This is a genomic window from Pseudomonas sp. RV120224-01b, assembly GCF_003208145.1.
Lineage (GTDB): Bacteria > Pseudomonadota > Gammaproteobacteria > Pseudomonadales > Pseudomonadaceae > Aquipseudomonas > Aquipseudomonas monteilii.
Genome location: NZ_QKMQ01000018.1, coordinates 38,367 through 50,114, shown reverse-complemented (window position 1 = coordinate 50,114; position 11,748 = coordinate 38,367). Strand labels below are relative to the sequence as shown.

The 11,748-nt window shown below is 59.6% G+C and carries 10 protein-coding genes; 9 read left to right on the top strand and 1 reads right to left on the bottom strand.

Features of this window, described 5'->3' with window-relative positions; genetic code table 11:
- Nucleotides 1–32 precede the first annotated feature (32 nt).
- The 9 genes from atpG (at nucleotide 33) to hcnC (ending at nucleotide 10,143) form a co-directional block, all read left to right on the top strand.
- Complete coding sequence (gene atpG, locus N436_RS23075) at nucleotides 33–893, top strand: F0F1 ATP synthase subunit gamma (protein ID WP_003253195.1); 861 nt, start codon at nucleotides 33–35, stop codon at nucleotides 891–893.
- Nucleotides 894–920: 27 nt separating this feature from the next.
- Nucleotides 921–2,297, top strand: coding sequence for a F0F1 ATP synthase subunit beta (gene atpD, locus N436_RS23070; RefSeq protein WP_027614801.1), 1,377 nt, complete (start codon nucleotides 921–923; stop codon nucleotides 2,295–2,297).
- A 43-nt stretch (nucleotides 2,298–2,340) separates the two neighbouring features.
- Nucleotides 2,341–2,760 (top strand): F0F1 ATP synthase subunit epsilon, encoded by a 420-nt coding sequence (locus N436_RS23065; protein WP_010955886.1) that lies wholly within the window; start codon nucleotides 2,341–2,343, stop codon nucleotides 2,758–2,760.
- Between the two features lie 121 nt (nucleotides 2,761–2,881).
- Nucleotides 2,882–4,249, top strand: a complete 1,368-nt coding sequence (gene glmU, locus N436_RS23060; protein WP_028700024.1) for a bifunctional UDP-N-acetylglucosamine diphosphorylase/glucosamine-1-phosphate N-acetyltransferase GlmU — start codon at nucleotides 2,882–2,884, stop codon at nucleotides 4,247–4,249.
- Between the two features lie 190 nt (nucleotides 4,250–4,439).
- The gene (locus tag N436_RS23055; RefSeq protein ID WP_016712766.1) at nucleotides 4,440–5,216 is read left to right on the top strand and encodes a DeoR/GlpR family DNA-binding transcription regulator; all 777 of its coding nucleotides are present in this window, start codon (nucleotides 4,440–4,442) and stop codon (nucleotides 5,214–5,216) included.
- A 3-nt stretch (nucleotides 5,217–5,219) separates the two neighbouring features.
- On the top strand, nucleotides 5,220–7,055 hold the full coding sequence (glmS, locus tag N436_RS23050; RefSeq protein WP_105947119.1) for a glutamine--fructose-6-phosphate transaminase (isomerizing): 1,836 nt from the start codon (nucleotides 5,220–5,222) through the stop codon (nucleotides 7,053–7,055).
- A gap of 160 nt (nucleotides 7,056–7,215) precedes the next feature.
- Nucleotides 7,216–7,530 carry a cyanide-forming glycine dehydrogenase subunit HcnA gene (gene hcnA, locus N436_RS23045; RefSeq protein WP_105947120.1) on the top strand — a complete coding sequence of 105 codons (315 nt, stop codon included), beginning with the start codon at nucleotides 7,216–7,218 and terminating at the stop codon, nucleotides 7,528–7,530.
- Nucleotides 7,527–8,939, top strand: a complete 1,413-nt coding sequence (hcnB, locus tag N436_RS23040) for a cyanide-forming glycine dehydrogenase subunit HcnB (RefSeq protein WP_110742046.1) — start codon at nucleotides 7,527–7,529, stop codon at nucleotides 8,937–8,939. The genes hcnA and hcnB overlap by 4 nt, the downstream gene beginning before the upstream one ends.
- Nucleotides 8,923–10,143: a cyanide-forming glycine dehydrogenase subunit HcnC gene (gene hcnC / locus N436_RS23035; protein ID WP_105947122.1), complete on the top strand. Its 1,221-nt coding sequence runs from the start codon at nucleotides 8,923–8,925 to the stop codon at nucleotides 10,141–10,143. The genes hcnB and hcnC overlap by 17 nt, the downstream gene beginning before the upstream one ends.
- 86 nt (nucleotides 10,144–10,229) lie before the next feature.
- Here the strand turns inward: hcnC and lpdA are convergent, their stop codons facing one another.
- Nucleotides 10,230–11,630: a dihydrolipoyl dehydrogenase gene (lpdA, locus tag N436_RS23030; RefSeq protein ID WP_105947123.1), complete on the bottom strand. Its 1,401-nt coding sequence runs from the start codon at nucleotides 11,628–11,630 to the stop codon at nucleotides 10,230–10,232.
- Nucleotides 11,631–11,748 lie beyond the last annotated feature (118 nt).

Genomic DNA, 11,748 nt, shown 5'->3' with positions numbered 1-11,748 from the left:
TGGCCCCCGCTTGCTAACCTGATAGGTGATACATGGCAGGCGCAAAAGAGATTCGCAGTAAGATTGCGAGCATCAAAAGCACGCAAAAAATTACCAGCGCCATGGAGAAAGTGGCGGTCAGCAAAATGCGCAAGGCACAAATGCGCATGGCTGCTAGCCGTCCTTACGCGGAGCGTATCCGCCAGGTGATCGGTCATCTGGCCAACGCCAACCCGGAATACCGCCACCCGTTCATGATCGAGCGCCCTGTAAAGCGCGCCGGTTATATCGTGGTGAGCAGTGACCGTGGTCTGTGCGGTGGCTTGAACACCAACCTGTTCAAGGCCCTGGTCAAGGACATGAGCGCAAACCGCGAACAGGGCGTGGAAATCGACCTGTGCGTGATCGGCAGCAAGGGTGCGACTTTCTTCCGCATCTTTGGCGGCAACGTCGTAGCCGCGATCAGCCACTTGGGCGAAGAGCCATCGATCAACGATCTGATCGGCTCCGTCAAAGTGATGCTGGACGCCTACCTGGACGGCCGTATCGATCGCCTCTCGGTGGTTTCGAACAAGTTCATCAACACCATGACCCAGAAGCCAACGGTCGAGCAATTGGTACCGTTGGTGGCAACCCCGGATCAGGATCTCAAGCACCACTGGGACTACCTGTACGAACCCGACGCAAAAGAGCTGCTGGACGGCTTGATGGTGCGTTACGTGGAGTCGCAGGTGTACCAGGCGGTGGTCGAGAACAACGCTGCTGAACAAGCGGCCCGGATGATCGCCATGAAGAACGCCACAGACAACGCCGGTGATTTGATCAAAGAGCTTCAGTTGATCTACAACAAGGCGCGTCAGGCTGCGATCACCCAGGAGATCTCGGAAATCGTCGGCGGCGCTGCCGCGGTTTAACGGTTCACATATTCAGAGGATCCAGCTATGAGTAGCGGACGTATCGTTCAAATCATCGGCGCCGTCATCGACGTGGAATTCCCACGTGACGTCGTGCCGAGTGTTTACAACGCGCTGAAAGTACAAGGCGCGGAAACCACCCTGGAAGTTCAGCAGCAGCTGGGCGACGGCGTGGTTCGTACCATTGCGATGGGCTCGACCGAAGGCCTGAAGCGCGGTCTGGAAGTCGTTGACTCCGGCGCTGCCATTTCCGTTCCTGTTGGTAAGGCCACCCTGGGCCGTATCATGGACGTACTGGGCAACCCGATCGACGAAGCCGGCCCGATCGGCGAAGAAGAGCGTCGCGGTATCCACCAGCCAGCGCCATCGTTCGCTGACCAGGCAGGCGGCAACGACCTGCTGGAAACCGGCATCAAGGTTATCGACCTGGTTTGCCCGTTCGCCAAGGGTGGTAAGGTTGGTCTGTTCGGTGGTGCCGGTGTTGGCAAGACCGTAAACATGATGGAACTGATCCGTAACATCGCCATGGAACACAGCGGTTACTCCGTGTTCGCTGGTGTGGGTGAGCGTACTCGTGAGGGTAACGACTTCTACCACGAGATGAAGGACTCCAACGTTCTCGACAAGGTAGCGCTGGTCTACGGTCAGATGAACGAGCCACCAGGAAACCGTCTGCGCGTAGCGCTGACTGGCCTGACCATGGCTGAGAAGTTCCGTGACGAAGGTAACGACGTTCTGCTGTTCGTCGACAACATCTATCGTTACACCCTGGCCGGTACCGAAGTATCCGCACTGCTGGGCCGTATGCCTTCGGCAGTAGGTTACCAGCCGACCCTGGCTGAAGAGATGGGCGTTCTGCAAGAGCGCATCACCTCCACCAAGGAAGGTTCGATCACCTCCGTTCAGGCCGTATACGTACCTGCGGACGACTTGACCGACCCGTCGCCAGCGACCACCTTCGCCCACTTGGACGCCACCGTCGTTCTGTCCCGTGACATCGCCTCCCTGGGTATCTACCCAGCGGTCGACCCACTGGACTCGACTTCGCGCCAGCTGGACCCGAACGTGATCGGCAACGAGCACTACGAGACCGCTCGTGGCGTTCAGTATGTTCTGCAGCGCTACAAAGAGCTGAAAGACATCATCGCGATCCTGGGTATGGACGAACTGTCCGAGACCGACAAGCAACTGGTAGCCCGCGCTCGTAAGATCCAGCGCTTCCTGTCGCAGCCGTTCTTCGTGGCCGAAGTCTTCACCGGTTCGCCAGGCAAGTACGTTTCCCTGAAAGACACCATCGCTGGCTTCAGCGGCATCCTCAAAGGTGACTACGACCACCTGCCAGAACAAGCGTTCTACATGGTCGGCAGCATCGACGAAGCGATCGAGAAAGCCAAGAAACTGTAATTCCTGCGCCCCGCAAGGGGCGCTATCAGGTTGAGGCAAGCAGATGGCTATGACAGTCCATTGCGATATCGTCAGCGCGGAAGGAGAGATTTTCTCCGGCCTGGTCGAGATGGTAGTTGCGCACGGTAACCTGGGTGATCTTGGTATCGCTCCAGGCCACGCGCCGCTGATCACCAATCTCAAGCCTGGTCCGATCACGCTGACCAAGCAGGGTGGCGCCCATGAGGTGTTCTACATCTCTGGTGGCTTCCTCGAGGTTCAGCCAAACATGGTCAAGGTGCTTGCCGATACCGTGCAACGTGCTGCAGACCTGGATGAAGCTCAGGCTCAGGAAGCCCTCAAGGCTGCTGAGAACGCCCTGAATCTGAAAGGCGCGGACTTCGACTACGGTGCCGCCGCCGCACGTCTGGCCGAGGCCGCAGCCCAGCTGCGTACCGTCCAGCAAATGCGCAAAGGCAAGTAATCGGCCTTTGGCTGATAACTTCTGTTGCGATTGAGTAAAAGGGTAGCCTCGGCTACCCTTTTTCTTTTTCTGATTTTTCCCCCCGGTCATTTCACTGACCGCCCAGGATTGGTAGCCAGTAATGTCACTCGATATCGTTATTCTCGCCGCCGGCCAAGGCACCCGCATGCGCTCGGCGCTGCCCAAGGTGCTGCACCCGGTAGCCGGCAACTCCATGCTCGGCCATGTTATCCACAGTGCGCGCCAACTGCAGCCGCAAGGTATTCATGTTGTGATTGGCCATGGTGCCGAGCTGGTTCGCGAGCGCCTGGCCGCTGACGACCTGAACTTCGTCATGCAGGATAAGCAGCTGGGTACCGGCCATGCTGTTGCCCAGGCTCTGCCGGCGCTGACTGCCGACACCGTGCTGGTGTTGTACGGTGACGTGCCATTGATCGAAGTGGAGACCCTGCAGCGCCTGTTGGCCAAGGCCAACGACCAGCAGCTGGGCCTGCTCACTGTTACCCTGGACGACCCGACAGGTTATGGCCGTATCGTCCGTGACGAGCAGGGCAAGGTAACTGCCATCGTTGAGCACAAGGACGCCAACGACGTGCAGAAAGCGATCAAGGAAGGCAACACCGGTATCTTGGCATTGCCAGCTGCGCGCCTGGCTGACTGGATGGGCCGTCTGTCGAACAACAACGCCCAGGGCGAGTATTACCTGACCGACGTCATCGCCATGGCAGTGGCCGATGGCCTGGTAGTGGCTACCGAACAGCCGCACGACCCGATGGAAGTGCAGGGCGCCAATGACCGCCGCCAGCTGTCCGAGCTGGAGCGTCACTACCAGCTGCGTGAAGGCCGCCGCCTGATGGCCCAAGGTGTAACCCTGCGCGACCCGGCACGTTTCGATGTACGAGGCGAAGTGACCGTTGGCCGTGACGTGCTGATCGACATCAACGTGATTCTCGAAGGCAAGGTGGTCATTGAGGACGATGTGCAGATCGGCCCTAACTGCGTGATCAAGAACACCACCCTGCGCAAAGGCGCGGTGGTCAAGGCTAACAGCCACCTTGAAGGCGCCGTGATGGGCGAGGGTAGCGATGCTGGCCCGTTCGCCCGCCTGCGCCCAGGTAGCGTGCTGGATGCCAAAGCCCATGTGGGTAACTTCGTGGAACTGAAAAACGCCCACTTGGGCGAAGGCGCCAAGGCCGGTCACCTGACCTACCTGGGCGATGCCGAAATCGGTGCGCGCACCAATATTGGCGCCGGTACTATCACCTGCAACTACGATGGCGCGAACAAGTTCAAGACCGTGATGGGGGAGGACGTGTTCATCGGTTCGAACAACTCGCTGGTAGCGCCTGTGGAAATTCAGGCTGGCGCGACCACCGCAGCCGGTTCGACCATTACTCAGGCCGTCGAAGCCGGTGACCTGGCGGTGGCCCGTGCGCGCCAGCGCAACATCTCGGGCTGGAAGCGCCCGGAGAAGATCAAGAAGAGCTGATTTGTTCACAGCTGTTTCGATAGAAAGCCGACTTATGTGAGTAAGTCGGCTTTTTTATTGGCTTTTTGCGGTGCCTGTAGGGCTGCAGCGAACCGGTAAAAACTATCCACAGGGCAGCGACAGCTTGACGAATCGTTCATCTTAGGTTTTGATTGCAACCATTATCTTTCGAAACGAAACTTAAGCACTCATGTCGAAACGAAATACCCCGCAGCGGCGGCACAACATCCTGGCGTTGCTCAGTGAGCAGGGCGAGGTGAGCGTGGACGCTTTGGCTAAACGTTTCGAGACTTCGGAAGTAACCATTCGCAAAGATCTCGCCGCCCTCGAAACCAACGGCCTGCTGCTCCGCCGCTACGGTGGTGCGGTACCCGTGCCTCAAGAACTGCTCGGTGAGCCGGCCCAGCCTGTGTCTTCCTACAAGAAGGCCATCGCCCGTGCCGCTGTTGGTCGAATCCGCGAACATGCGCGCATCATCATCGACAGCGGCAGCACCACGGCAGCCATGATCCCCGAGCTGGGGCGTCAGCCTGGCCTGGTGGTGATGACCAATTCGCTGAATGTGGCCCGTGCCATCAGCGACCTTGAACACGAGCCGGTGCTGCTGATGACCGGCGGTACCTGGGACCCGCATTCCGAGTCGTTCCAGGGCCAGGTGGCCGAGCAGGTTTTGCGCTCTTACGATTTCGACCAGCTGTTCATCGGTGCTGATGGCATTGACCTCGGCCGGGGTACCACCACCTTCAACGAACTGCTCGGGCTTAGCCGGGTCATGGCTGAAGTTGCCCGCGAAGTGATCGTGATGGTCGAGTCGGACAAGGTGGGGCGCAAGATCCCCAACCTTGAGCTGCCCTGGAGCAGCGTGCACACCCTTATTACAGACGAACGACTGCCCGCAGCGGCACGTGAACAAATTCAAGCCCGCGGCATCAATCTGATCTGCGCCGCGATCAGCCAGGAGCAATAAAACATGTGTGGAATCGTTGGTGCCATCGCCGAGCGCAATATCACTGCCATCCTGATCGAAGGCCTCAAGCGTCTGGAGTACCGCGGGTACGACAGCGCAGGCCTGGCCGTCCTTACCCAAAGCGGTGAATTGCAGCGCCGTCGCCGCATCGGCAAGGTCAGTGAGCTGCAAGCCGCTGTAGCGGCTGACCCACTGGCTGGCCAGCTGGGTATCGCCCATACCCGTTGGGCTACCCACGGTGCGCCGACCGAAGGCAACGCCCACCCGCACTTCTCGGGCAATGAAGTGGCGGTGGTGCACAACGGTATCATCGAGAACCACGAAGAGCTGCGTGAAGAGCTGAAAGGCCTGGGCTACACCTTCACTTCGCAGACCGACACCGAAGTGATCGTCCACCTTATCCACAACACCCTGAAGAGCACTCCAGACCTGGCCGATGCGCTGAAAGCCGCCGTCAAGCGTCTGCATGGCGCTTATGGCCTGGCACTGGTCAGCGCCAAGCAGCCCGACCGACTGGTAGCAGCACGCAGCGGCAGCCCTCTGGTCATCGGTCTGGGCCTTGGCGAAAACTTCCTGGCGTCCGACCAGTTGGCCCTGCGCCAGGTCACTGACCGCTTCATGTACCTGGAAGAAGGCGACATCGCTGAAATTCGCCGTGATCAGGTCACCATCTGGGACGAGAACGGCCACAAGGTCCAGCGCGAAACCGTGCAGTACCATGAAGGTGCCGAGGCTGCTGACAAGGGCAACTATCGCCACTTCATGCTCAAGGAAATCCACGAGCAGCCAAGCGTCGTTCAGCGCACCCTGGAAGGCCGCCTGGGTAAGGACAACGTGATGGTCCAGGCTTTCGGTCCGAAGGCTGCCGAACTGTTCGCCAAGGTGCGCAATGTGCAGATCGTTGCCTGCGGCACCAGCTACCACGCAGGCATGGTCGCCCGTTACTGGCTGGAAAGCCTGGCCGGCATCCCGTGCCAGGTGGAAGTGGCCAGCGAGTTCCGTTACCGCAAGGTGGTGGTGCAACCGGATACCCTGTTCGTCTCGATCTCGCAGTCCGGTGAAACCGCCGATACCTTGGCCGCACTGCGCAACGCCAAAGAGCTGGGTTTCCTCGGCAGCCTGGCAATTTGCAACGTGGGCATCAGCTCGCTGGTGCGTGAGTCGGACCTGACCCTGTTGACCTTGGCCGGCCCGGAAATCGGCGTGGCCTCGACCAAAGCCTTCACCACCCAGCTGGTGTCACTGATGCTGCTGACTTTGGCCCTTGGCCAGGTGCGCGGTACTTTGGAAGCGGGTGTCGAAGCCGAGCTGGTTGAAGAACTGCGTCGCTTGCCGACCCGTCTGGGCGAAGCGCTGGCCATGGATGCCACGGTCGAAAAAATCGCTGAGTTGTTCGCCGACAAGCACCACACCCTGTTCCTCGGCCGTGGTGCACAGTACCCGGTGGCGATGGAAGGTGCGCTGAAGCTCAAGGAGATTTCCTACATCCACGCCGAAGCCTACCCGGCAGGCGAGCTGAAGCACGGCCCGCTGGCACTGGTGGACAACGACATGCCGGTGGTTACCGTTGCGCCGAACAACGAACTGCTGGAGAAGTTGAAGTCCAACCTGCAGGAAGTGCGTGCCCGTGGTGGCGAGTTGGTGGTGTTCGCCGACGAGCAGGCTGGCATGACCAATGGTGAAGGCACTCATGTGATCAAGGTGCCGCACATCGCCGATGCGCTGGCGCCGATCCTGTACACCATTCCACTGCAGCTGCTGTCGTACTATGTGGCCGTGCTCAAGGGCACCGACGTAGACCAGCCGCGTAACTTGGCCAAGTCGGTGACGGTCGAGTAAGTAGCCGTCATTTGCTGGTTAAAAGCCCTCCACATGGAGGGCTTTTTTCTTTCTGAATATTAGGAAATAGCTCACCAGAACATCCGATCCAGATCATGTTTCACAGTCGATGGCTGCACTAACTTGACCGCTCTGATCCTGATCTTGAGTGGTATGAGTGATGCAAGAACATCAACGCAAATACGACATCCAGCCCATCGCGCAAGGGCAACTGACCCTGTATCTGAATGACCGGGCTGTCGCTGCTGCTGCTGGCGAAACTGTCCTGAGTGTGATGAACGCCGTGGGGCTGCGCCAGCTTGCCCGCAATGATCACGGCCAGCTTTCTGGCTCGTACTGCGGCATGGGGGTTTGTCATTGTTGCCTGGTTGCCATCGACGGTAAGCCTAAGCGACGTGCCTGCCAGACACTGGTGCGCGACGGCATGCGTATCGAGACCGAGGTCAACCGGGTCTGTCAGGGGCAACCGTCATGAGCCAACGCCCGATCATTGTCGGAGGTGGGCCCGCCGGGATGGCGGCGGCCATTGAACTGGCCAAGTATCGTGTACCCAGCGTGTTGTTCGATGAGGCGTCCCGTACAGGTGGCGTTGTCTACAGAGGGCCGCTGCGTGACGGGGTGAACCTGGACTACCTGGGCAGCCGATACCGAAATGCTCTCCACCAGTTGCATGAGGATTTTGCCGGCTGCGCGCAATGGATAGAGACGCGTTTGCACAGCCGTATTGTCGGAGGCGATGACAGCCGATTGATGGCGCTCGATGCCGATGACAAGTTGCACGAAGTCGAATACAAGCATTTGCTGCTAGCGGCCGGGTGCCATGAGCGCAGTGTACCTTTCCCGGGGTGGACCCTGCCCGGCGTGATCCTGCTGGGTGGCCTGCAACTGCAAATAAAGAGTGGTGTTGTGAAACCGCTGGGCAGGACCTTGATTGCGGGTACCGGTCCTTTGCTGCCCCTGGTCGCCTGCCAGTTACATGCTGCAGGTGCCGAGGTCGCCGGCGTTTACGAGGCATGTGGCTTCAACCGGATGGCCAAGGAAAGCCTGGCCCTGATGAACAAGCCGCAACTGTTTCTCCAGGGCTTGAGCCTGCTTGCCTACATGAAGCTGCACGGTATTGCCATGCACTACGGCTGGGGTGTGGTAAGGGCCGCAGGAGGGGCAGAGCTGGGCCAAGTGCAACTGGCGCCTTACGACCAGCAATGGCAAGCCGACCTGGGCCGCGTACGCTGCGAGACCGTAGAGATACTCGCCGTCGGCTATGGGTTCATCCCGCGCACCCAGCTCAGCCAACAGCTGGGGCTGGCGCATACCTACAGTGAGGACGGCTACCTGCGCGCTGAATGCAATACCTGGCAGCAGAGCAGTGTCCCCCATATCCATGTAGCCGGCGACATGGCTGGCATTTGCGGGGGAGAAGCCGGGTTACTGACCGGGCGCATTGCTGCATTGTCCATTTTGCAGCAGATGGGTGTGCTCGATAGCAAACAAGCCCAGCGCAAGCGGGAATGCTACGAGGGCAAGCTGGCGACTATTCGACGATTCAGGGCCGGCGTGGAACGTTACACCGCCCGTGGCACGCTGCAACTCGAATTGCCTGAAGCCGACACCGTTATCTGCCGTTGCGAACATGTGACGCGCAGTGCCATCGACCTGGCCCTGGAGCAAGGCGTGCCTGATATGGCCAGCCTGAAGATGCGCACCCGGGTGAGCATGGGCGACTGCCAAGGGCGCATGTGTGTCGGTTATTGCAGCGATCGCCTGCGGGCCTCCACTGGCCGGCAGGATGTGGGTTGGCTACGCCCACGCTTTCCCATCGACCCGATCCCGTTCTCAGCGTTCGAGAACCTGCACAAGGAGGCTGAACATGAACAGGACTTATGACATCGTCATTGCTGGCGGCGGCGTTATCGGCGCTTCCTGTGCTTATCAATTGTCCAGGCGCGGCAATTTGCGGATTGCCCTGATCGATGCCAAACGCCCGGGCAATGCAACCCGTGCTTCCGCGGGTGGTTTATGGGCCATCGGCGAGTCGGTGGGGCTGGGCTGTGGGGTGATCTTCTTCCGCATGATGTCCTCACGCGCCAAGCGTGAAGCAAAGGGCGCTGCGGTCGCGGTTGATGCCTCTACGCCGCATATCCTGCCGCAGTGTTTCTTCGACTTTGCCTTGCAGTCCAACGCACTTTATCCACAGCTGCACCAGGAACTGATCGAGCGTCACGGGATGGATTTCAAGTTCGAGCGGACCGGCTTGAAGTACATCATCCAGGATGAAGAGGACCAGCTGTATGCCGAGCACATCGTTTCGCACATTCCACATCTGGCCGACCAGGTGCGCTGGCTGGGGCAGCAGGAACTGCGAGAGACGGAGCCGGCGGTAACTGCAAAAGCCAAAGGGGCGCTGGAGTTTCTTTGCGATCATCAGGTAAGCCCGTTCCGGCTGGGCGACGCGTACCTGGAAGCGGCGCGGCAAAACGGTGTAGATCTTTACCTGAACACCAATGTCACGGGTGTGATGCATGTTGGTGATCGCATCAAAGGCGTGAACACCGACACGGCGGGGGATATTCACTGCCACAGCCTGATCAATGCTGCTGGCGCCTGGGCCGCCGACCTGAGCCAGTGGGCGACCGGCAAAACCATCCCGGTGACGCCGGTGAAAGGGCAGATCGTACTGACCGAGCGCTTGCCCAAACTGCTCAACGGTTGCCTGACCACCAGTGACTGCTACCTGGCGCAGAAGGACAACGGCGAGATCCTGATTGGTAGCACCACCGAGGATAAAGGGTTCGATGTCAGCAACACCTTCCCGGAGATCAGCACGCTGGTGCAAGGTGCGGTGCGCTGTTTACCCGAGCTTGCCGAGGTGAACCTCAAGCGAACCTGGGCAGGCTTGCGCCCAGGTTCCCCCGATGAACTGCCGATCCTTGGCCCGGTGAGCGGAGTCGAGGGGTACTTCAATGCCTGTGGGCATTTCCGTACCGGGATACTGACGTCGGCAATCACCGGTGTGATGCTGGACAAGGTCATTCACAACGAAACCCTGCCGCTGGATATCTCGCCATTCCTGGCATCCAGGTTTGCCTGACAGGTAAAGTCGCAGGCGTTTGAAATGCCCGTTTCGCAGCTTGAGGCCCATCCTGGTGAATGGCCTTTGGCTGCGAAGGGGTGCTGTCAGATCTGCATCGCCATGCCGTCCACATTCATCGCTGCCTGGCGCAATGCCTCGGAGCGGGTAGGGTGGGGGTGGCAGGTGAGGGCGATATCTTCTGCCGAGGCCGAGAACTCCATGGCCACGCAGAACTCACCGATCATCTCGCTGACGCTTGGGCCCACCAGGTGCACACCCAGTACTTCATCGGTTTGGGCATCGGCGATGACTTTGGCGAAGCCTTCGGTCTCGTGGTTGATCTTGGCGCGGCTGTTGGCGGTGAAGGGGAACTTGCCGACCTTGTAGGCACGCCCTTCGGCTTTGAGCTGCTCTTCGGTCTTGCCCACTGTCGCCAGTTCCGGCTTGGTATAGATCACGCCAGGGATGAGGTTATAGTTCACCTCGTGGGGCTTGCCGGCGATACGTTCGATACAGGCCACGGCTTCATCTTCGGCCTTGTGTGCGAGCATCGGGCCGGAAGTGACGTCGCCGATTACCCAGATACCCGGCACTGAGGTGAGGTGATGCTGGTTTTCGAGCATGCCGCGCTTGTCGGTTTCCAGGCCTACGCTTTCCAGGTTCAGCCCTTTGGTATAAGGGCGGCGGCCGATAGCCACCAGCACATAGTCGGCCTGCAATGATTCTGCCGTGCCACCGGCGGCAGGTTCCAGCATCAGGCTCACGCCGTCGGCACTGGCGGTGGCCTGGGTCACTTTGCTGCCCAGCTTGAACACCATGCCTTGCTTGGCCAGTGCTTTCTGCAGGGTCTTGGCGGTTTCCGTGTCGGTGCCCGGGCAAATACGGTCGAGGTACTCGATGACCGTGACCTGGCTTCCCAGGCGGCGCCAGACCGAACCCAGCTCAAGGCCGATCACACCGGCACCGATCACGACCAGGTGCTTGGGCACTTGCGGCAGGGACAGCGCACCGGTCGAGTCGATGATGCGCTGGTTGTCGATGGTCACGCCCGGCAGCGGGGTGGGTTCGGAGCCGGTGGCAATGACAATGTCCTTGGCCTGCAGCACAGTTTCGCTGCCGTCTTCGGCCTTGACCACAACCTTGCCAACGCCATCCAGGCGGCCCCAGCCCTTGATCCAGTCCACCTTGTTTTTGCGGAACAGGTACTCAATGCCTTTGGTCAGCCCGGTTACGCTCTCGTCCTTCTGTTTCATCATCTGGGCGAGGTTGAGGGTGGGTTTCACTTCGATACCGAGGTGGGCGAACTCGTCGCCACTGGCGGCCTCATACAGTTCGGAAGCGTGCAGCAACGCCTTGGACGGCATGCAGCCCACGTTCAGGCAGGTACCGCCCAAGGTCGAGCGGCCTTCCACACAGGCAACGGTCAGGCCCAGCTGGCCGGCGCGGATGGCTGCGTTGTAGCCACCAGGGCCACCGCCGATGATCACCACGTCATAGGATTTCATGGGTTCAACTCCAGGATGAAGAAGCGCGAGAGGGGCACAAGGTTAAGCTGAGACGTTAAAATTGTATACAATCCTCTGTGTGGATAAGATCAGTTGGTTCTAGACCATGGTCTCGTAT